The following is a 20,556-nucleotide window of genomic DNA, read 5'->3' as shown; positions in this document are numbered from 1 at the left end:
TGTTCATCGCGATCGGCCACGACCCGCGCTCGGAGCTGTTCAAGGGCCAGGTCGAGCTCGACGAGTCCGGCTACGTGAAGGTGGCCGCCCCTTCGACCCGCACGAACATCGAAGGCGTGTTCGCCGCGGGCGACCTCGTCGACCACACCTACCAGCAGGCGGTCACGGCCGCCGGCACCGGCGCGGCCGCGCTCGACGCCGAGCGCTACCTCACCGCGCTCGAAGATGCCGCGGTCGCGGGACGCTCAGAGGTCTAGGGCTACCTGCCGTCCTCCGGACGGAGCAAGTCCCATGAACGGACTGTGAATGAATGGCCGTCCTCAAGATCCACCCAATGGAACCCTAGAAGTTTCAGCCAGTCGTTGAGCACGTCAGCCAGCTCGGCCGCTCTGCTGTAAAGCGTGGAGCGGCCGATCCTATGTGAGCCGGGTGGCACCGTGGCGAGGATGTCCGTGAACGGGCCCCATTGGTCTGCCGCCATCCGAAGCCACAAGTAGTGGGAGGTGACTGATTCAGGGGGAGTACCGATCGCCCCTGTCTCGAAGTCACGAAGCTCGAGGGCTACCAAGGCAAGGACCTTCCACGCGATGTGGCACTCATGGAAGATGCCCTGCTCAAGAGCATTTTCATCTCCGTGTACTTGGTACTCAGCGGCGATGCGCGCCAACGAAGCTCGGAGGCTCCGAAGAGCTTCGATCGTGTCCCACGGGACGTCGCCTGCTCGCAGTTCCGGAGCAACGGCAGTCTCTGCTCTGAACTCGCTAATGACCTCTTCAGCCGAGACCAGGAAATTTCGGCGAGCGTGAGGTTCCGATTCGAACAGGCTTTCCGCCTCGCCAGCCTGAATCATGGCGACATGGAACGCCTCGTGTGCGATGGTTCGCTTGACGATGGACTCGAACTGTTCGGGTTCATCCACGATCAGCGCGGCCTTGAACCAGTCAGCAGGGATCACGACATGAACACTGCCATCTGGTCTTGCCATGGTTTTCGCTCCGACTGTACCGTCGTTCCGCACGGTCGTGTATTTCTCGCGAAGACCCGGTTCAAGCCGATCACGAACCGACGCAACGAAATCGCCGCTGATGACGAGAAGGGTGCGAGATGGATCTAGCGCCACTGCGCCGAGAACCAGTGAGCACCACATCATCAACTCAGGCCCGACGGGATTGGCGGGATCCAGTTCGAGTTCCTCCGGCGAGATGTACTCAAGCGCCACCGCAGCGTGGGGAGGATCAGCATCGTTGCTCATGAGGCCATGCTTCCAGACCCTGCCGACACTTCAGGGGCATCCGTTGGCGGGAGGCCGACTTCCGTCGACTCGGCCTCCTAAAGGCGGGGTGATGTGACCGTTTCCCTTCGTATCGCGAAGCTCATTGGCGGGTGGGCAGCGGCGATGGCCGAAGGCGATTCCTGGCCGACTTCATTGGGTTGAAGCTCCTGTGAGCCGAGGTAGGGCGTGGTGATCTGGAGAGCCGCCGCCATCTCCGGACTGAGCAGGCGATGTTCGGCGAGGGCAGCGAGCAGGTTCTCTGCGGGAACCGATTGGGTGATCGCGATTTCGGTGTCGGGAGCGAACCTCATCCAGGCGGGGCCGAGACGGTTTGCGAGCGTTTCTTGAACGGCTTCGCGTCCTGAGGCCGGAAGCGCCTTGTAGATGTCGAGTGCGATGGCTTGGGCGAGATGCTGGTCGACGGAGTCGGCCAAGCCGGTCCGCGGATTGAGCGCATCGGGTACGTCAATCGCGAGAGCAGCACTCGCTGCAGCCCAGTAAGAACGGTGTCCGGCTCGACCGGTTTCGGGATAAGGGCCGAAGGGGTGGTTCGGGTCGTCGGCTTCGACGCGTATCTGGTCGCGGTGTGCGGCCGTGAGGGCGATGGCACTTCGCCAGCGGTCGTACGTTGTTTCGTCGCTCGGGCTCTCACCGAAAGCTTGGGTCCAAGCGGGTCGTTCGGTGGTGGCATGGTCGCTGAGTTGATCGACGCGCGCAGCTATTGCGGTTGCGACATGGTCGAGGTAGTTGCGGAGTTCGACGGGGACGGCTTCGCTGTGGTGGATCGAGTTCGGAGCGCTAGCCCAGGGGAGTGGGTGTGCGGCGTTCTGAATCGCTTGGGTGCGTTGGTGCCAGGTGAGTTCGTAGCCCGCCTCGAGGGCGAGATCGGCGAGGGCGCGGCCGGGAGCGAGCTCATCGATGAGTTCGGTGGCGTCGCCGCCAGCGGCCTCCCAGGCTTTCGCAGTCCAGGCGAGGGCGGGCCAGGCTTGGCCGGTGTGGGTGGGATCGAGTTCGATCAAGCGGGTTTGGCGTTCAATGCGCCAGGCGAGATTCTGCGCGATCGAGTCGAGGCCATCGAAATCGCATTGCGCGGCGGCACGACGGAGCGCTTCGGAGGAGCGTTGCCCGGCTTCCTCGGTGCGGCGCAGAGATCCGATGACCGCAGGCCACGCCTGCTCGCGGGTGACCCGGCCACCGATGTCCTCGCCGAGTACGGCGGTCACCTCCTCCCGATAGCGGTCGAGTGGACGGGTGGTCTCGACATTGTGTGCGGAGTTGGCGCGGAGGGCGACCGGTCGCGTATGGAGCGCGGTCTGGATGTCGAGGTTGGCTTCGGGGTAGTGGGTTTGCAGGAGTTCGCGGTAGCGGTCTAGGTCTGCGTGTGTGGGTTGCAGCCAGTTGACCTTCTACGCCGAGCGGTGCGCAGCCGAACATGGTGGTGGCCGACGTTTGGCCGAGCGCTCAAAGACCGACCTGAAGGCCCGTTGGCTCGAGACTGATCCCCGTTGCGGCATCGACGCACCAATGAGCAGCGAACTGTCGCACCAGAATCGGGCACCGCGCCTTGCCGTTGCAGAAATGGCCCGCCGCCTCGAGTTGGGATCCGCGCGAGGCATCGATGGCCCGGAGAGCGATCACGTCCGATCCTTCGGCGACTGGTGGACGCGCGACACGGACACCGGCGACTGGGTGAAGATCACCGACCCCGAGATGCACCGACGCCTCGACAACCTGGCCGCCGCTGGGCCCGAACGCTAAGGAACACCACCGATGCCGACACTGATAACCGAGGCCGAGCGCCGCTACCTCGCCGCCGTCCTGGCCCGTCCCGAACTTGCAGTCGACGCGATCGAGGCTCGCGACATTTCCCACCCCGGGTACGCCGCGGTCTACCAGGTCGTCAAGGACCTCCACCGCGAACAACCCGACCTGCAGGGCCCCGACTTGACCCGCGCGGCCGCCGAACGCCTTGACGCCCCAGGCCTTGACGCCGAACGGTTGGAACGACTCCGCTTCGACGCACCCGCCGAGACCGAGCTGCCCTTCTACGTCAGCATGGTCCTTGACGGCAGCACGCAACGCGACCTCGCCGCATACGCCGCAAGTGCACTTGCTTCGAGCGAAGGGCAAGACGCGGATACGCCGCGGCTCAACGCCCGCCACGCCGACCTCTATCAAAGCCTCCTTGACACCCCTTGGCCCGATCAGGCCGTCGCTGCCATCGCCCCCGAGGCCGCGACCCGCACCGGCCACGAAGAACTTCTCGTCGCCGCCCTGATGGCCTACCCCGAGCAGGCCAAGACTCTCGTGGGTATCGTCCCGCCCGAGGCCGTCCAGGACTTCCGCTGCCGCGTCGCTTACGAAGCCGTCGCCTCCGCCGGCTGGGACGGCGACTTCACCACCGACATCAGCCTGGTCTGGCAAATCGCCAAGGCCCGTGAGATCGCTGTCGGCCTCGGGGACAACCCGCCGAACTACATCGAACCCGACGCCGCTTTCGTGGCCCGACTCGCCTGCACGGAAACCGACCAGAAGACCGGCATCGACACCGCCAAACACCTCCTCGCCGAGGACATCAAGGTCAGCCTCGCCGCCGGGCAGCGTGTACCCCTCTCAGTCGAGCGATCCATCAGTCCGTCTTCGATCTTCCACGACGCCAATCAGATCGATCCCCACGCCCCTCCCTCGCCCCAACAGCAGCAAGGACCGTCCCACCGCCAAGGCTCGACGGGAGGACAACAATGAACCGTCGACCCTCCCAGACCGAGCTGCCAGCCCACCGTCTGCCGAAGGTCATGACGGCCACTGAAATGCGAAAGCACTGGCTCGACCGGGAAGTCATCCCGCTCTCTCCGATCCTCGACATGACAGTCAAGTACGCCGGCCACTGGTGGAACCTCGATGGCAACGACGCCTGGGTGCGCGCCGTAGATCCGAATGCCATTGCCCTATATGAGGCCACCCAGTTGCGGTCGGCCGAAACGCTCAAGGCAATTCAGCAGAAGCTGCGAGTACAGAAGTGAGAAGGGGTCATGTCGTCCTGGCCATCCGCACCAGGGAGAAGACCGGGCTGACCTGAGAAGAGCCGCAGACCATCTCCTGGCCTGCGGCCCCTTCGGCTATTCGGCGTCGGGCGTGAGCCGCACCCGGCGCAGGAGCTGCGCGTTGAGGGCGACCACGATCGTGGAGGCCGACATCAGCACCGCGCCGACCGCAGGGCTCAGCGTGATCCCGATGCCGGCCAGCACGCCGGCCGCGAGCGGGATCGCGACGATGTTGTAGCCCGCCGCCCAGCCGAGGTTCTCGATCATCTTGCGGTAGCTCGCCTTCGAGAGCCGCCGCACGCCGCCGACCCCGCGCGGGTCCGAGGACGCCAGGACCACCCCGGCGGACTCGATCGCCACGTCGGTGCCCGCGCCGATCGCGATGCCGACGTCGGCCCGCGCCAGCGCGGGGGCGTCGTTGACGCCGTCCCCGACCATCGCCACCCGCAGTCCGCGGGCCTGCAGGTCCGCGACGGCCTGGTCCTTGTCGGCGGGCAGCACCTCGGCGAAGACCTCGTCGCCTTCGGCGAACCCGAGATCGGCGGCGACGGCCTCGGCCACGGCCCTGGCGTCGCCGGTGATCATCGCGATCGTCTTCACGCCCTGGGCGCGCAGGTCGGCGACGGCCTGCTTCGCCTCGGGCCGGATCTCGTCCTCGAGCGCGATCGCGCCGAGCACCTTCGGCTCGCCATCGAGCGCGATCAGGTAGAGCACCGTCGCGCCCCGGCCCGACCAGGTGTCGATGTCGCCCCGCAGCTCGCCGGGCGCCTCGACGCCGAGTTCGCGCAGCAGCGCCGGTCCGCCGACCGCGTACCGCTTGCCGTCCACCGCGGCTTCCACGCCTTTGCCGGTGCGCGAACGGAAGTCGGAGGCGCGGGCGCCTTCGCCGTGCTCGTGGCCGTGGTGGGCCACGATCGCGCGGGCGAGCGGGTGCTCGGAGTCGGACTCGACGGCCGCGGCCAGGTGCAGCACCTCGTCCCGGTCGGCCCCTTCGGTTCCACTGACGCCGGCGACGGTGTGCTCGCCCTTGGTCAGCGTCCCGGTCTTGTCGAACAGGACGGCGTCCACAGTGCGCATCCGCTCGATCGCGAGCCGGTCCTTCACCAGGATCCCGGCCTTGGCCGAGACGGCCGTGGTGATCGAGACGACCAGCGGGATCGCCAGGCCGAGCGCATGGGGGCAGGCGATGACCAGGACCGTGACGGTGCGGACGACCGCCGTGCTCGGCTCGCCGAGCAGCGACCAGACCGCGAACGTGGCTACGCCGGCGGCCATGGCGATGTAGAACAGCAGGGCCGCGAACCGGTCCGCGAGGACTTGACCGCGTCCGCGGGACTCCTGGGCTTGCGAGACGAGCCGTTGGATGCCGGCTAGGGCGGTGTCGTCGCCGACCGCGTTGATGCGCACGCGGATCGCCGAGTCGGTGGCGACGGTGCCGGCCACGACTCGGTCGCCTGGCCGCCTCGGCACGGGACGGGACTCGCCGGTGATCATGGACTCGTCCATCTCGGCCTCGCCGCCGACGACCTCGCCGTCGGCGGGGACGCGAGCGCCGGAGCGGACCAGGACCACGTCGCCGACCACGAGTTCGGACGCGGGGACGGTCTCGGTCGAGCCGTCCTCGGCGACGCGCTCGGCCTCGTCGGGCAGCAGCGCCGCGAGCGCGGCGAGCGCGCCCTGGGCCTGGCCGATGGCCTTCATCTCCTGCCAGTGGCCGAGCAGCATGATCGTCACCAGTGCGCCGAGCTCCCACCAGAACTCGAGGTCGAACAGGCCGAGACTGGTTGCGAGCGAGGCGATGTACGCGACGGTGATTGCGGTGGCGATCAGCAGCATCATGCCGGGCGCCCGGTCGCGGATCTCGCGGACGCCGCCCGCGAGGAAGGGCCAGCCGCCGTAGAAGAACACGAACGTACCGAGCACGGGACCGACGAGGTCCATGCCGGGGAACTCGAGCGTGTACCCGAACCAGTCCATGATCATGTGGCTGGTGACGACCAGCGGGATCGTCACGATCAGGCTGAGCCAGAACTTGCGCCGGAACGCCTCGGGGTCGTGGCCGGCGTGCTTGTCGTGCCCGCCATGCGCTGAGTGTCCCTGGTGCGCGCCGTGGGCGTCATGCTGCTCAGCCGTGACGGTGGACCCGTGTGCCTCGTGCTCGCCATGGCCGGCGTGCTGGGCGTGATCGCCATGGTCGGTCTCGTGGCCGTGGTGTTCGTGGTGCCTCGCATCGTCGCCATGGGCGTGGTGACTGCTCACTGGAGGCTCCTTCCGTATGGTTGCTTCTCAGCTAGAGAGTATACCCCTAGGGGGTATACGACAAGCCGGTTCAACCGCTCCACGCGCGGTGGTATTCCCGAAGGGCTCCGCTCGGATCGGTGACCCGTCCCTCGCCTTCGCCTGAGATGGATCCCCGGCAACTCTACTAAGATGAATAGTAGTTAGATATCCGGGGTTCCTCGCGCGAGCCCGGGGAGCGGATGTCCGCCCGAATCTTCGCCTTGGTGCCAAGCGGCGGGGTCAAAGGGCTGGGAGGCGAGGCAATGAACACCGCCTCGACTCCCAGTCCGCGCGGCTAGAGCCGCGCCTGGATCTCTTGCAGGGTAGCGATCTCGGCAGTCTGCGTTTCGATGACGGCGTCGGCGATCACAGAGGCATCCGCGTTCTGGCCCTCGGCGTGGTGCTCCTCGGCCATCGTGACGGCGCCTTCGTGGTGGGCGATCATCAGTTCGACGAACAGCTTGTCGAAGTCGACGCCTTGGGCGGCTTGGAGTTCGGACATCTGCTCCTCGGTGGCCATGCCGCCCATGTCCATGCCCTCGTGGCCCTCCATCTCGGTGGGCTCGCCCCATGCTTCGAGCAGTCCGGTCATCTCGTCGATCTCCGGCTGCTGCGCCGCGGCGATCTGACCGGCGAGATCGATGACCTCGGGGTCAGCGCCCTGTGCCTGGGCGAGTTCGGCCATGTCGACGGCCTGCTCGTGGTGCGGGATCATCATCTGGAGGAACGTGACGTCGGCGTCGTTGAAGTCGGCCTCGGTGGACTCGGACTCCGAGTCCATGGAGTCCATGTCGTGGCCGCCCTCGTCGCCGCTGTCAGAGCAGGCGGCGATGGACAGCGCGGCGAACGCGGCGATGCCGGCGGACAGCGCGCGGCGCACAGTGAAGGTCGTGCTCATGGTCTGGAAACTCTCCTGTCGAAACGGTGTTGTCGCATGGAAGGGTCGAAGCGGTCCGCGGACCAGCGGTTCGGCCTAAATGCGAAACACCGAGAGTTCCATGTAGGACAGTCTGCCTCCGGGAGGAAGCGAGACCGGCATGTCCCATGCGACGCGACGAAGACGCAGCACGAGCTGGCTGTCGGAGGCCATCCGGGTAAGCCGCCAAATCGCCCACAGCGACACTGCCAAGGCGAGCCCGGTGAGGATCGCCATGCAGACCTGCATGGGGTTCATGCCGGTGCCCATCGGGTGATCGTGATGGTCCTCGTCCTCAGCGGGTGCGGCGTGCATTTCGCCTACCGCGGCGGCCGAGGACGTCTCTGAGTGGCAGACGTTGTCAGTGCAGGCGTGCCCGGTCGTGTGCATGAGCGCGACTCCGACGGCCACCACGATGAGCGTGGCCTTCCAGAGCGCTCGCAAGCAGGTCAACACGCCAGCCTTCCTGAAGCCCGCGGCCGGGCTACATGACCCCTGCAGGCGTCTGGGCTCGACAGGGGAGGACGCGCTCATGGTAATTCACCGGCTGACGGCGTTGTGCGGGACCTGAGCAGGCCGCGCGTCATGTCCGATGCAGTCTCGTGCTCCAGTCCTGGATCTGGCGAGCCGCATTCACGCCGACTACGCCGGTCGGTGTGCCCTCTGTGGATTCAAAGACGGTGATCAGGGGTTCGTAGGAGGCGGCGCGTTCGACCACTCCGGGCACGGCAACGCCCGCGCCCGCGATGGTGGTGCCGTGGAGGCGGATCGAGAAGCGGCTGCTCGCCCGGTACGGACCTGGGTCATCGACCTGACCCAGACTGTGGAGTAGCGACCGGGCCGCATGGGCGCCTTGCGCCGCGGCGTCGTCCCAATGATCGATCCGAAGACGTCGACCGTCGCCGAATGGAAGCACGGCCACGCCACCGGCGGCATAGAGCGATGCTTCGCCGTGGGCGCGGAGCCGGTCGTCGACGATGAGACCTTCGCTCGCTGGTGGTGATGCGACCGTTCCGTGGGCCACGATCACCAGGTCGGATTCGATGACCCGGCCATCGTCGAGCAGCAGGTCGACCTGGTCCGAGTGGTGCTTGAAGGCGGCGGCGGTGCGTCCGAAGAGCGTCGTGACGTGCCCTCGGTGGAGGTCGGCGACCTGCTCGGCGACCGCTCGACCGAGCGCTGGCACGAGCGGGACCTTCGAGCGGGCGACGAGGGTGACCTGGTGGCCCGCTTCGTGGAGGAGGCTCGCCGCTTCCGAGCCCACAAGACCGGCCCCGAGGACGGTGACGCGGCGTGGCCCTACGGCGAGGCGCCCGCGGATCGCCTCGGCATCGCGCGTGGAGTGCAGCGTGGTCACACGTCCGGTGGCGATGGCCTCGGGGAGTCCTGGAAGTGCCGTTTCGAGCAGTCGAGGTCGGCTGCCGGTCGCGACGATCGCGGCGTCGAAGCGCAGTTCGGCGCCGGAGGCCAGGCGAATCGAGGACGCGGAGGCGTCGAAGCCGAGGGCCGTATCGAGCAGGCGCTCCGTGCCCGCCACCGCCGGCAGTGCCATCTGCTCGGCAGTCAGGAGTCCGGTCATCAGCCCTTTGTCGACGAGCGTGCGATTGTAGGGCGCGCGCCCTGTCTCGCCGATCACCAGAATCCTGCCGCCGAAACCGAGGCCGACGAGGGTCCGGGCGGCGGAGGTCCCGGCCGCACCGCTGCCGATGACCGCGATCGTGAGCTCGCGCATCGCGGACTCCTTTCGAGGAGGGTTTACATTTGATACCCCCGTAGGGTATACATGGATCTCGACAATACCCCGAGGGGGTATAACGATTGAATGGAGTTCCGATGTCCGAGCACGACCACCACCACGGTCACGGCGAGCAGAAGCAGTCCGGAGGCCACTGCCACGGGCACGGTGCCTCGGCTGAGCAGGTCGCCGACGCCGGGGCCGACGCCATCGCTGAATGCCCCGTCATGACCGGCAGCACTGTCGTCAAGGCCGACGCTGAAGCGGCTGGCCTGTTCCGCGACTACGAGGGCCAGCGATACTGGTTGTGCTGCGACGCCTGCGGCCCGCTCTTCGACGCCGACCCGGCCAAGTACGCGACCGCCGCTGCTTGAGCGGAATCGAAGGGCCCGTGGTGCAATGCGCTACGGGCCCTTCTTATGGTCGATAGAGGGATCGCAGGCTGGCGACGAGGATCTCGGGGGCCTGTTCGGTGGTGAGGCGGCCGGCGGTGATCTCGTCGGCGGCGGCGTGGACCAGGCTGTAGAGGGCGGTCAGCATCCATGAGAGCGGCAGGTCGGTGCGGAAGGCGCCGTCGTCCTGGCCCCGGGTGATCAGGTCCTCGATGCGCTTCAGGATGGGATCGTGGCGCGCTCGCAGCCATTGCGGGGAGACGTCGCCGATGATGTTGTCGCGGAGGTTGCGGTTGCGCTCCATGAGGTGCCACTGCTCGCGCAGGACGCGCTCGAGCGTGTCGCCGGCCGGTCCGGTGGTGTCGACGTCCCGCCAGGCCGCTTCGGTCTCCTCGAACGCCCGGTCCATGAGGGCCTTGGCGAGTTCGGTGCGGGAGGGGAAGTGGCCGTAGAGGGTCACGCGTCCGATCCCGGCGGCTTCGGCGACCTCGGCGACACTCACACCCGGCCGCGAGCTGTAGAGCCGGAGCCCCGGGGGGCGTAGTGTGTCTCTGGGGCGGGGGGCGGCGCCCGGGCGGGCCCCGCGGGGCCGCCGGCCCGACGCGGTCGTTCCGTCGGCCATGCCTGAAGGGTAGCTAGTGCCCGTGAGGGCCGCCGCTCATCTCGACCTTCCCTCCGGGGACCAGGATCAGCGCGATGAGCGCGGCGACGCCGGAAGCGATCGCGCAGACGAGAAACGCGTCGGTGAACCCCGAGAGGGTCGGAACACTCGCGCCGATGCTGGCGACCGCGACGGTCGACATCACCGCGACGCCGACCGAGCCGCCGAGCTCGTGGAAGGTGGTGACCATCCCGGAGGCCACGCCGGCCTCATGCGGGTCCACGCGTGAGAGCGCGGTGGCGTTCGCGGTGATGAACAGCGTGCCGAGTGCGAACGCGCCCAACGCGAGTCCCGCTACCACGGCGGCGGCCCCGCTGTCCTCCTTGAGCATCGCCAGCCATCCGGACGCGGCGGCGGCGAGCACCATCCCGGCCACGGCGATCGGCCTGGGACCGGTCTTTCCGATGAGGTGCGCGGCCAGTTGCGCGCCGATCGTGGTGGCGACGGCGACGGGCAGGAAGAGCAGGCCGGTGCGCAGTGCGGAGTACTCGGCGAAGTCCTGGAGGTACAGCGATCCGAGGAAGAAGAACGAGATGAGCAGCGCGGTCGCCATGAGCATCAGGAACGCGCCGGTGACGACGGTGCGGCGGGCCAGGAGCGCCACGCGCATCAGCGGCGCGGCGGTGCGCCGCTCGACGAGTGCGAAGACCGCGTAGAGGATGACCGCGGCGGTCAGGGCGCCGAGCGTCGTAGGCGAGGTCCATCCATCGTCGCCCGCGCGGACCAGGCCGAAGATGAGCGCGGCGGTGGCGGCGGTGACGAGCAGCGCGCCGGGCACATCGACGCGTTCGCGCTGCGACGGTCGGGCGTCGGCAGGCAGGACGCCGGGCAGGAGCGCCAGGATCACCGCTCCGATGGGGACGTTGATGTAGAAGATCCACTGCCAGCCGGGTCCGGCGGTGAGCACGCCGCCGACGAGGACGCCAAGTGCCGCGCCGCCGCCGGCGATCGCCGACAGGAGGCCGAGCGCGCGGTGGCGTTCGGTGCCGTGGAACGCGGTGGTGACGGTGGAGAGGATCGCGGGCGCCATGAGGGCCGCGCCGAGGCCCTGTGCGAGCCGCCCGCCGAGCAGGACCGGGCCGGTCTGCGCCAGGCCCGCGGCGAGCGAGGCCGCGGTGAACAGCGAGAGTCCGATCAGGAGCATGCGGCGGCGCCCGAAGAGGTCGGCGAGGCGGCCGCCGAACAGCATGAGGCCGCCGAAGACCAAGGTGTAGCCGGTGACGATCCAGGTCAGCGCCTCCCGGTCGAGGCGGAGTTCGGCGCCGATCGTCGGCAGCGCGATGTTGACGACGGTGATGTCGATGATGAGCATCGCCTGCGCGGTGCACAGCAGCGCCAGCATGAGCCAGCGCCGAGGCAGCGGCGGCGCCTCGGTGGCGGCCTCGGGGTGGTGGATCGCGGACACGATCACTCCTTAACTTGAACATTGATGTATGAGTTTGAGCGTACTCGGATTTCCAAAGAACTCAAACATGGGTGTACGAGTTATCGGGATACTCCGCTGGGTGCGAACCGTGCTGCGTCTGCGCCCACCGCCGTAGGCCCGAATGCCGCCGCTGGTGCGATGCGCCAAGGTCCCCAGGGCGAGAGGCTGGATGCCGAGCGGAAGAACCAGGCAGACAGGAGCGTCATGATCCTCATCACCGGTGCCACGGGCACCGTCGGTCGCCCCCTGGCCGAGGCGCTGATCGCCCGCGGGCTGGAGGTGCGGGCCGTGACCCGTGATCCCTCCCAGGCGGGGTTCCCGGCGGGAGTCGAGGTCGTCGCCGGGGATCCCTCGCGGCCTGAGACGATCGCCGCGCACTTCAAAGGCGTGCGGGCGGCGTTCCTCAACTCCCGGGCAATCGGCGACGCGTGCGCAGAGTTCGCCTCCCTTGCAGAGGAACACGGTGCGTCCCGGCTGGTCGCGCTCGCGGCGTACAACGTCGAGCAGGACCTCTCACTGCAGCCCTCGCGGTACGCCGGCGACCGCAACCGCGAGTGCGAGGCCGCCGTCGAATCCAGCGGGCTGGAGTGGGCGAGCCTGCGGCCGCAGGTCTACTCGAGCATGGCCGCGCCGCTGTGGGCCGGGCAGCTCCAGGCCGGCGACACCGTCGAATGGCCGTACGCCGAATTCGCCGAAGCCGTCGTCGATCCGCGCGATGTCGCTGAAGTCGCGGCGCACGCGCTCGCGACCGACGACCTGCTCGGGCGCAAGCCGGTCCTGACCTCGCACGAAGCACTCACGCACGCCCAGATGGTGCAGGTGATCGCCGAGGTCACCGGCAGGCCGCTGCGGTACCGGGAGTCCTCGATCGAGGCGTTCGCCGCCCGCATCGCGGCCATGGGCCTGCCGCCTGAGCTGGCGGCGTCCTTCATCGCACGGTTCGCCGCGTTCGAAGGGCGCGACCCCGAGCTCACCGACGAAGTGCCGACGATCCTGGGCCGCCCGGCGCGCACCTACCGCGGCTGGATCGCCGACCACGTCGACGTCTTCAAGGAGCACGCATGATCCCGCTCGACCGAACCGATCCGAAGCAGTTCATCGCCGACTTCTTCACGAACTTCAACGACGAGGTCGTCCACGGCGGAGGCGACCCGGGGCCGGCCATGGACCGCTACTACACGCGCGACATCGTCCAGTACGCCGACGGTGTCCGCCTCGACTACGACCGACTGCTCGCGCACATCAAGCCGGTGCGCAAGAACTTGGTCGAGGGCCGCTTCGACGTGCATGAAGCGGTGGCTGACGGTGACCGCATCGCCGCCCGCCTGACCATCAGCGCCCGGATGCGCAAGGGTGCCATGATCATTAACGAGGTCTACTTCTTCGGCCGGTTCACCCCGGACGGGCGCCTTGCCGAGGCCCATCAGCTGACCCGCACCATCCCGGAGTCCTCCAGTCCGAGTTAGTCGAGGTGGCTGAAGCGGATCACCGAGCGGAGCCCACCCGTAAACTCAGCGGCCAGCGCGGTCAGCGTGCCTGAGTTCAGAACGCGCTCTGGGCGGTGTACAGGGCTGCGAGGGCGATGGCGAGGGCACCGAGAAGGTGCCGCAGGGTCCGTTCGGGCAGCCGCGGCTGGATCGCGGCGCCCAAGTAGCCGCCGACGAGTCCGCCTAGGCCGCAGGCGATACCGAGCGGCCAGTCGGGCGCGACGTCGCCCGGGGCGGTCAGGCTGAGGGCCGCGAACGCTGCGCATCCGGCGATGGAGGTGACGAACGTCGATAGCAGCGCGGCGGGGGCGACGACCGCGACCGACTGGCCGGTCCCGACGAGGATCGGGCTCAGCAGCGAGCCGCCGCCGATGCCGTAGACACCGCCGACGCACCCGGCTGCGAACGCCAGGGCAAGGATCGTAGAGCGGCGCAGGCCGGTCCGCGTGCTCGTGCGGGCGCGGCGCGCGAGCAGCAGCCAGACGCCCAGGGGCGCGAGAACGGCGGCGGCGCAAAGCCGGAACAGATCGGCATCGGCGACGAGGTGCACCCTCACCGTCGCGCCTATCAGGACGCCGGGCAGGGTGCCGAGGATCAGGAGTCCGGCGAGTCGCGACCGGAGCGCGCCGCTGCGGGCGTACCGCGCGAGGGCGCCTGGTCCTGCGATCACGTTGTACAGCAGGTTGGTCGGGGTGACCGCCGGGTTGGGGACGTGCAGGACGCTGAGCTGCACCGGCAGCAGGAACACCGCGCCCGAGACGCCGGCCGGGGCAGTCACGACCGATATTGCGAGGCCGGCCGCGAAGCCGAGCAGCAGGTCCCAGTCGAGCACGCCGTTAACTCTATCGAGTTAGTAGGATTATTGACTCGTTGGGTGGACGCCGTCCGCCGCAGGCCGGGAACACGGTGGCCGGCTGCGAGGTACACGGTGACGGCGGCGAGCGCGAGGGTGCCGATGCCGAGGTACATGACCATGCCGTCCCATTCGGCCAGGAGCAAGCCGCCGAGGAAGGGTCCGGCGAAGCCGCCGAGCTGGGTGAAGGACTGCGCGCCGAAGTACGCGCCGCGGGCCTCGGGCGGGGCGATGCGGTCGATGAGGGCGAACTCGGAGGGCACGATGAACACCTCCCCGAAGCTGAACACGACCATCGCGGCCACGAAGTGCCACAAGGTGGTCGAGAACGCGAAGCCCGCCATGCCTGCGAACAGCAGCAGCCCGCCGACCGTGATCGCGGTGACCGCCTCCAGTCGCAGCACGAACCGTGCGGCGAGCAACTGGAACGCGACAACGGTGACGGCGTTGGTGGTCATGACCGCCGCGAGGATCTGCGCGCCGTTGTCGAAGCTGAGGTCGAGGTCTTGGGCGAGGAGCGCGGAGATGCGTAGTTGCACCGACTCCAGGAGTAGCCCGGCGAACAGGAGGATCAGCAGCCGCGGGTCGGTGCCGACGGCTCGCAGGCTCCTCAGGAGCCGGTCGGCCCCACTCGGGCCCTGGGCGTTCGCTGCGGGGGTGGGCAGGCTCGGAGTGAACCTGGCGGTGACCGCGAGCGCGGCGAGGTAGAGACCGTAGACGGCCGCGGCGACCGCGAAGGCGATGCGGGCACCGGAGAGGCCGAGGGCGACGCCCAGGAGCGGGCCGATGGCGTAGCCGGCGTTGGTGGCCAGGTACTGGTGGGAGAACCAGCGCACGCGGGTGCCCTCGGGGAGCAGGTCGCCGAGGAGGGCCTTGCTGACGGGCGCGAAGACACTGCTGGACAGGGCGAGTGCGGCGTTGGCGGCTATGACGGCGGCGAGGTGCTCGGCGGCGGCGAAGCCCGCGAAGGACACGACCACGCCGCTGAGTCCGGCGATCAGGACTGGTATGCGGCCGAAGTGGTCGGAGAGGGTGCCGCCGAAGAATCCCGCAGCGATGGAGAAGAAGACCGAGGAGCCGATGACCAGGCCGATTGCCGCAGGTTCGAGCCCGAGTTCGCGGCGGAGGAAGACGGCCAGGAACGGGATGGTGACGGAGTTGGCGAGGCTCATGATTCCGGAACCTGTGACCAGGAGTCTGGCAAGGAACGGGGTGCGGGAGGCGTGCATTGGAGGACTTTCTGACGAGGGAGTTCGCGGTGCCGGGGCCGGCAGGCCGCGGCCTGCCGGACCCGGTGGCTGGTTAGGCGAGGTAGCCGAGGGCGGCCATCATGCCGACCTCACCGTGATACAGGTTGTGGCAGTGGAGCATCCACAGCCCGGGGTTGACCGCGTCGAAGTCGACTTCGAGGGTCTGCCCGGGCAGGACGATCGCGGTGTCTTTGCGCAGGCCGGTGTCGGCGAGGGCGAAGGTGTGGCCGTGCAGGTGCATGGGGTGCCACATGGCGTCGCCGTTGATGAACCGGAGTCGGACTCGTTCGCCTTCCTCGACCGGGTACGGGTTGGTGAGGTCGTGCGGGCGGCCGTTGATGGCCCAGTCGAACTGCTCCATGGAACCAGTCAGCTCCAGGTCGATGATGCGGTCGGGTGCCTTGCCCGGCAACGCGACCGGATCGGCCGGGGCGAGTTCGGGGTAGGAGAGGACGTGCCCGGTCAGCTCCGCCGGAACGAAGTCGGCCGGTGGTGCCTCGCCGGTTCCGGTGCGCACGAGGGCGCGGCCGCGGGCGTGCTTGCCTTCGGCCTCGGCCACCAGCGGGAAGACGCCGTCGCCGAGGGTGACGAGGACGTCGTAGCGCTCGCCCATCCCGATGAGGATCGCGTCGGCTTCGACAGGCTCGCAAGGGAATCCGTCAGTGTGGGTGACGGTGAGCCGGTGCCCTGCGAGCGCGACCCGGTAGGCGGTGTCGGCTCCGGCGTTGATGATCCGGATGCGCACGCGCGCTCCGGGTTCGGCCGCGAATACCTCGGGGTCGGCCGGGACGCGGCCGTTGACGAGGTGGTGCGGGTAGCGGACGTCTCCGGCGTCGGCGCCGAGGAGGTCGGATTCGGCGCCGTGCAGCAGGAACGAGTCGTTCGCGGGGGCTTGGCCGTGGCCGTCGTGGCCGCCGCCGGAGCCGACCTCGTCCATGTTCATGCCTTGGGCGAGTTCGGCGAGGACGTCGTCGGGGGTGCCGGTGACGCCGTCCATCCAGTCGTCGAGGACGACGGTCCACTCCAGGTCCCAAGTGATTGCCTCGTCGGGGTCGTCGACGATGAGCGGGGCGTAGAGCCCGCGGTCGAGCTGGGTGCCCATGTGCGGGTGGAACCAGTAGGTGCCGGCGTCGGCGGCCGTGAACTGGTAGGTGTAGGTGACGCCGGGCTCGATGGGCGCCTGGGTGAGGTCGGGGACGCCGTCGGCGTCGCAGCGCATCTGGAGCCCGTGCCAGTGCACGGTGGTGGGCTCGGGCAGGCCGTTGGTGACGACCGTCTTGACCTGCTCGCCGCGGTTCACGCGGATCGGAGTCCCGGGGATCTGGCCGCCGTAGGACCAGGTGGGGACGATGAGGCCGCCGAGATCGACTTCGGTGGCGACAGGACCCAGCTGGAACTCCCGGACGGCGCCGGGGTTGCGGGCGGCCTCGGCCGCGGCGACCCGTTCGGAGTCGGGGGCGACGAATGACGGGGCGGCCGGCTGGTCCTCGGAGCAGGCGGCGAGGGCGGTGGCGGGGAGCGCGGCGGCTCCGCCGCGCAGCACGGAGCGACGTGTCAGTGCACGCATGATGGTTTGCCTTTCGGATGGCGTTGCTATGGATGCTGATTCGGCGGCTTATCCCCAGGCGGGGGCCGAATCTAGATCCGCAGCACCGCGATCCGATTGAGCAGCAGCGAAGTCGGCCTGAACCCGGCCGGTAGCGCCCATTGCCGGGCTCGAGCGGGTGCGGCCTCGACCGTTGCTTCGAGCACCGCGAGAGCAGTCAACGCCCGGTCGAACAACGGCCGCAGGAGTTCGAGCGCGACGCGCAGCATCACACCACTGCAGACCATGAACCCCAGGAGTGACAGAAGACCAGACGGGTCCTCATCGGACTCGGGGTCGGTTTCCGCCGTGTCGTGGTGCATCATGCCGGCGTGGTGATGCGTTGCGGCAGCGGCGGTCTCAACCTCGGGTTCGTCGCCGTGTCCGCGGTGGCCCCAGGAGTGCATCGCGACCACGCCCACCATGAGCACCGCGACCAGCGCGATACGCGCGATCTTGCGAGCCATGGCATCACCTTGATATTTAAGCGAGGCAAGCGGAGCTGAGGAACTCCACGCGTGGGGCGTCTACTGGATGCTTGCGAGCTCTGGACTTCAGCTCGGTAACTATACCGGGCAGGGGTATTGGTGCGCAATGCCGGCCGGCATTGCTCAGTCGAGCCAGCCGAGGCGGGCGGCCAGGACGCCGGCTTGGAAGCGGCTCGTCGCGCCGAGCTCGCCCATCAGTTCGGCGACGATTCGGGTCACCGTACGCACGGAGACGCCCAGGCTGCGGGCGATCGCCTCGTCCTTGGAGCCGGATGCGAGGAGGCGCAGGACGGCGTTCTGCTGTTCGGTCAGGCCGGAGCCGTCCGTGCTCGCCAGGACCTCGTCGAGCTCGGAGGCGGTGATCCAGCAGTACTCGAAGAAGTCGACCAGCGGTTCGGCGATGAGGCGGTCGCGGATGACGATCGCGCCGATCCCCTCGTCGCGCGGGGCGTGCACGATCGCGAGTTCCCGGTCGTAGACGACCATGCGGACCGGTGCGAGTGGCGCGGCCCGGATCTTGACTCCGGCGTCGTTCTTGCGCCGGAGGTGGTCGCGGATGTTGTGCCGCCGCAGTGATTGCTGGGAGTAGATGGTGCGCATGGGCAGCCCTCGCGCGCCGAGTTCGAGATCGCGTCGCAAGGTCGCCTCGAAGTACCGCTCGTCCCAGACCGCATACGGGTGCATCTGGACCAGGTCGCTCGAGCACGCTGCGGCGGCCTGGTCAAGTAGCGCCTCCATGCGCGGCCTGAATGTCTCGTCAGCGGGCAGGAGCTCGACTGAGCTGCTGCGTCCCTTGGCTGCGAGCCGCACGTAGTCGCTTGCGAGGGAGAGCGCGGCCTCCTGTCGGTCGACCAGGGCTGCAAGGGTTTCAGTGAGCTGATCGCGGCCTCCGTCGAGGATGCGGGCGAGTGCGGCCGTGGCGTCGACTGCGATCTCGGCGGTGCCGTCGAGGAGTCCCAGTTCGCTGAGTCGGCGTCGGATCTGCGGCACCTCAGTGCCGGGCAACTCCACTGCCGCAACGGCCTGCGCGAACGTCTCGCCGTGATGCAGCATCCGGGCGTAGACCGATTGCGCGGACCGGCCTTCGGTCTCGCCGCCGCGAGGGTCGACCATGAAGGGCTCCTATTCGTTTCGTTGTCCGGTTCCCGCCATGGCGCGCACCGGACACGCCGATCCGTGGACGGGAGGGACCGTCTCGGACAGGCTTGGATCAAGCGTCCGCGACGGTACCCGAGAGGGGTATCGGGCCGGGCGATCGCGCTGTCAGAGGAGATGCATTGATCACTGTCGACTACAGCCTTGTGGCGTTCCGAGTATCGGAACTGAGCGCGGAGACGTGCGCCGAATGCCTTGCCGGCCTTCGCGAGGAACTTGCGGGTCTGGCCGGCGTGCTCGCCGTGGACATTGCTGCAGACCAGGGCAAAGTGTGCGTCATCGTGGACGACCTCACCGCCGCCGAGTGCGCCGCGGACACCCTGTCCGAAGCAGGCTGGAGCACGATGTCGCGGGAAAGCGACCTGCAACACAGCGGTTGATATACCCCCAGGGGGTATGCTAAAACTACATCCACGCAGTTCGCCGGGCCCCCGGAAGTCCTGCGTACCAATGGAGTAGTGCCTCCCTGGCATACCCCCTACCGGTATAGGAGACGGACATGTCGACCACCTCGACGCCCCCGGCCTCGCGGCGCTGGATCGCTCTCGCGCTCATCGCCCTGGCCCAGTTCATGGTCATCATGGACACCTCGATCATCGGCGTCGCACTGCCGAAGATGCAAGCCGAACTGGGCTTCACCCAGGAGAACCTTTCGTGGGTCTTCAACGCTTACGTCGTTGTATTCGGCGGCCTGCTGCTTTTGGGCGGCAAGCTTTCCGACCTCTTCGGTGCCCGCCGGATGTTCAGCCTCGGCTGGCTGATCCTCGCGGTCGGCTCGCTCGTCGCCGGCATCGCGCCCGACGTCGCCACCGAACTGGCCGGACGCGGCATCCAAGGCGCCGGCGCAGCGCTCATCGCACCCTCAGCCCTGACCCTGCTCATGATGCTGTTCGGCGGCAACCCGAAGGAGCTCACCAAGGCCTTCGCGTTCTACGGCGCGGCGGCCCCCGCCGGCGGCACCGCCGGAGTCTTCCTCGGCGGCCTCATCACCGAGTACGCCTCGTGGCCGTGGGTCTTCTACATCAACATCCCCGTCGCCGTCCTCGCCCTCGCCGCCGCCCCGGCACTCCTGCCCGGCGGTGGCGCACAGCGCGGCTCGATCGACGTCCTCGGCGCCCTGACCGCGACCCTCGGCCTGGCCGCCGCGGTGTTCGCGATCGTCCGCGCACCCGAAGTCGGCTGGGCCGCACCCGCCACCTGGGGCACGCTCCTGGTCGCCGTCGCGTTGCTCGGCGCCTTCATTGCGCTGCAGGCGAAGCGACGCAGCCCGCTGATGCCGCTCGCGATCTTCCGCGCCCCGAACCTCGGCGCCGCCAACCTGGCGCAGCTGCTGCTCGGCGCGGCCTGGATCCCGATGTGGTTCTTCCTCAACCTCTACCTGCAGCAGGTCCTCGGCTACTCGGCGTTCCCCTCGGGGGCGGCGCTCCTGCCGATGACCCTGCTCATCATGATCGGCATGGTCGCCATCGCCCCGCGGCTCATGGCCCGCTTCGGCTCCAAGGCCATGATCGTCACCGGCCTGGTGCTGCTCGCCGGCGGCCTGTTCTGGCTCTCGTTCATCCGCCCTGACGGGAGCTTCGCAGTCGACGTCCTGCCCGCCTCGCTCCTGGCCGCACTGGGCATGGCGCTCGCGTTCATCCCCTCGCTCCAGACGGCGATCTCCAGCGCCCGCCCCGAGCAGGGCGGTCTCGCCTCAGGCATCGTCAACACCGGCTACCAGATCGGCTCAGCCCTCGGCCTGGCCGTGGTCACCGCCCTCGCCGTCGCCAACGGCGCGGGCGAAGTCGGGAACAAGCCCGCGCTGACCGAGGGCTTCTCGACCGCGTTCACCGCAGCGGCGGTCGTCGCGCTGGCCGCCGCGGTCCTCGCCGCGGTGACCGTGCGCCGCACGAAGGCAGTGGTGACCACTGCGGCCTGAGGGTGAACCACTAGACCGGCGGGGGGGGGGGGGCCCCCCGCCCCCCCCCCCCCCCCCCGGCCCCCCCGCCCCCCCCCCCCAACAGAGGGGGGG

Annotated in this window: 22 protein-coding genes; 9 read left to right on the top strand and 13 right to left on the bottom strand. The window is 68.6% G+C overall.

The genetic code is table 11. The features are described from left to right. A partial coding sequence (locus tag O2L52_RS22715) for an FAD-dependent oxidoreductase (protein WP_270118432.1) occupies positions 1–257 on the top strand: 257 nt, incomplete at its 5' end. 2 nt (positions 258–259) lie between these two features. On the opposite strand, the gene O2L52_RS22710 is transcribed toward O2L52_RS22715, so the two are convergent. Beyond that, positions 260–1,252 (bottom strand): hypothetical protein, encoded by a 993-nt coding sequence (locus O2L52_RS22710; RefSeq protein ID WP_270118431.1) that lies wholly within the window; start codon positions 1,250–1,252, stop codon positions 260–262. Between the two features lie 77 nt (positions 1,253–1,329). Continuing rightward, positions 1,330–2,496: a hypothetical protein gene (locus O2L52_RS22705; protein ID WP_270118430.1), complete on the bottom strand. Its 1,167-nt coding sequence runs from the start codon at positions 2,494–2,496 to the stop codon at positions 1,330–1,332. A 175-nt stretch (positions 2,497–2,671) separates the two neighbouring features. Between O2L52_RS22705 and O2L52_RS22700 the strand changes: the two genes are divergently transcribed. From O2L52_RS22700 to O2L52_RS22690, 3 genes are read left to right on the top strand one after another with little or no spacing between them, the layout of a single operon-like run. After that, positions 2,672–3,031 (top strand): hypothetical protein, encoded by a 360-nt coding sequence (locus O2L52_RS22700; protein WP_270118429.1) that lies wholly within the window; start codon positions 2,672–2,674, stop codon positions 3,029–3,031. A 12-nt stretch (positions 3,032–3,043) separates the two neighbouring features. After that, the gene (locus O2L52_RS22695) at positions 3,044–4,018 is read left to right on the top strand and encodes a hypothetical protein (RefSeq protein WP_270118428.1); all 975 of its coding nucleotides are present in this window, start codon (positions 3,044–3,046) and stop codon (positions 4,016–4,018) included. After that, positions 4,015–4,296 carry a hypothetical protein gene (locus O2L52_RS22690; protein ID WP_270118427.1) on the top strand — a complete coding sequence of 94 codons (282 nt, stop codon included), beginning with the start codon at positions 4,015–4,017 and terminating at the stop codon, positions 4,294–4,296. Before O2L52_RS22695 ends, O2L52_RS22690 begins: the two co-directional genes overlap by 4 nt. 96 nt (positions 4,297–4,392) lie before the next feature. Here O2L52_RS22690 and O2L52_RS22685 read toward each other — a convergent pair whose 3' ends face one another. The 4 genes from O2L52_RS22685 to O2L52_RS22670 all read right to left on the bottom strand — a co-directional run bounded on the left by O2L52_RS22685 (position 4,393) and on the right by O2L52_RS22670 (position 9,245). Continuing rightward, complete coding sequence (locus O2L52_RS22685; RefSeq protein ID WP_270118425.1) at positions 4,393–6,576, bottom strand: heavy metal translocating P-type ATPase; 2,184 nt, start codon at positions 6,574–6,576, stop codon at positions 4,393–4,395. A gap of 316 nt (positions 6,577–6,892) precedes the next feature. Continuing rightward, complete coding sequence (locus O2L52_RS22680) at positions 6,893–7,495, bottom strand: DUF305 domain-containing protein (protein ID WP_270118424.1); 603 nt, start codon at positions 7,493–7,495, stop codon at positions 6,893–6,895. Positions 7,496–7,570: 75 nt separating this feature from the next. After that, complete coding sequence (locus O2L52_RS22675; protein ID WP_270118423.1) at positions 7,571–7,966, bottom strand: hypothetical protein; 396 nt, start codon at positions 7,964–7,966, stop codon at positions 7,571–7,573. 130 nt (positions 7,967–8,096) lie between these two features. Further along, positions 8,097–9,245 (bottom strand): NAD(P)/FAD-dependent oxidoreductase, encoded by a 1,149-nt coding sequence (locus O2L52_RS22670; protein ID WP_270118421.1) that lies wholly within the window; start codon positions 9,243–9,245, stop codon positions 8,097–8,099. A 101-nt stretch (positions 9,246–9,346) separates the two neighbouring features. On the opposite strand from O2L52_RS22670, the gene O2L52_RS22665 reads away from it, so the two are divergent. Further along, on the top strand, positions 9,347–9,622 hold the full coding sequence (locus O2L52_RS22665) for a YHS domain-containing protein (RefSeq protein WP_270118420.1): 276 nt from the start codon (positions 9,347–9,349) through the stop codon (positions 9,620–9,622). A gap of 43 nt (positions 9,623–9,665) precedes the next feature. Here O2L52_RS22665 and O2L52_RS22660 read toward each other — a convergent pair whose 3' ends face one another. Together O2L52_RS22660 and O2L52_RS22655 are read right to left on the bottom strand one after the other, a co-directional pair. Beyond that, entirely contained in the window at positions 9,666–10,142 is a 477-nt protein-coding gene (locus O2L52_RS22660; RefSeq protein ID WP_270118418.1) for a TetR/AcrR family transcriptional regulator, read from the bottom strand. 133 nt (positions 10,143–10,275) lie between these two features. After that, positions 10,276–11,706: an MFS transporter gene (locus O2L52_RS22655; RefSeq protein WP_270118417.1), complete on the bottom strand. Its 1,431-nt coding sequence runs from the start codon at positions 11,704–11,706 to the stop codon at positions 10,276–10,278. A 225-nt stretch (positions 11,707–11,931) separates the two neighbouring features. On the opposite strand from O2L52_RS22655, the gene O2L52_RS22650 reads away from it, so the two are divergent. Continuing rightward, positions 11,932–12,792, top strand: coding sequence for an NAD(P)H-binding protein (locus O2L52_RS22650; protein ID WP_270118415.1), 861 nt, complete (start codon positions 11,932–11,934; stop codon positions 12,790–12,792). Beyond that, on the top strand, positions 12,789–13,193 hold the full coding sequence (locus O2L52_RS22645) for a nuclear transport factor 2 family protein (protein ID WP_270118414.1): 405 nt from the start codon (positions 12,789–12,791) through the stop codon (positions 13,191–13,193). Before O2L52_RS22650 ends, O2L52_RS22645 begins: the two co-directional genes overlap by 4 nt. A 76-nt stretch (positions 13,194–13,269) precedes the next feature. Here the strand turns inward: O2L52_RS22645 and O2L52_RS22640 are convergent, their stop codons facing one another. The 5 genes from O2L52_RS22640 to O2L52_RS22620 form a co-directional block, all read right to left on the bottom strand. Further along, positions 13,270–14,046 carry a sulfite exporter TauE/SafE family protein gene (locus O2L52_RS22640; protein ID WP_270118413.1) on the bottom strand — a complete coding sequence of 259 codons (777 nt, stop codon included), beginning with the start codon at positions 14,044–14,046 and terminating at the stop codon, positions 13,270–13,272. Continuing rightward, positions 13,989–15,296 (bottom strand): MFS transporter, encoded by a 1,308-nt coding sequence (locus O2L52_RS22635; protein WP_333490224.1) that lies wholly within the window; start codon positions 15,294–15,296, stop codon positions 13,989–13,991. The genes O2L52_RS22640 and O2L52_RS22635 overlap by 58 nt, the downstream gene beginning before the upstream one ends. Before the next feature lie 73 nt (positions 15,297–15,369). Beyond that, positions 15,370–16,884 (bottom strand): multicopper oxidase family protein, encoded by a 1,515-nt coding sequence (locus O2L52_RS22630; protein ID WP_270118411.1) that lies wholly within the window; start codon positions 16,882–16,884, stop codon positions 15,370–15,372. Positions 16,885–16,955: 71 nt separating this feature from the next. Next, positions 16,956–17,369, bottom strand: coding sequence for a hypothetical protein (locus O2L52_RS22625; RefSeq protein ID WP_270118410.1), 414 nt, complete (start codon positions 17,367–17,369; stop codon positions 16,956–16,958). 144 nt (positions 17,370–17,513) lie between these two features. Further along, on the bottom strand, positions 17,514–18,503 hold the full coding sequence (locus O2L52_RS22620; protein WP_270118409.1) for a helix-turn-helix transcriptional regulator: 990 nt from the start codon (positions 18,501–18,503) through the stop codon (positions 17,514–17,516). A gap of 164 nt (positions 18,504–18,667) precedes the next feature. Between O2L52_RS22620 and O2L52_RS22615 the strand changes: the two genes are divergently transcribed. Both O2L52_RS22615 and O2L52_RS22610 read left to right on the top strand, forming a co-directional pair. Continuing rightward, positions 18,668–18,925, top strand: a complete 258-nt coding sequence (locus tag O2L52_RS22615; protein WP_270118408.1) for a hypothetical protein — start codon at positions 18,668–18,670, stop codon at positions 18,923–18,925. A gap of 119 nt (positions 18,926–19,044) precedes the next feature. Continuing rightward, entirely contained in the window at positions 19,045–20,463 is a 1,419-nt protein-coding gene (locus O2L52_RS22610; RefSeq protein WP_270118407.1) for an MFS transporter, read from the top strand. Positions 20,464–20,556 lie beyond the last annotated feature (93 nt).

The sequence above is a fragment of the Glycomyces algeriensis genome, assembly GCF_027622855.1.
Classification (GTDB): domain Bacteria; phylum Actinomycetota; class Actinomycetes; order Mycobacteriales; family Micromonosporaceae; genus Glycomyces; species Glycomyces algeriensis.
This window is presented reverse-complemented; position numbering and strand designations above follow the sequence as displayed.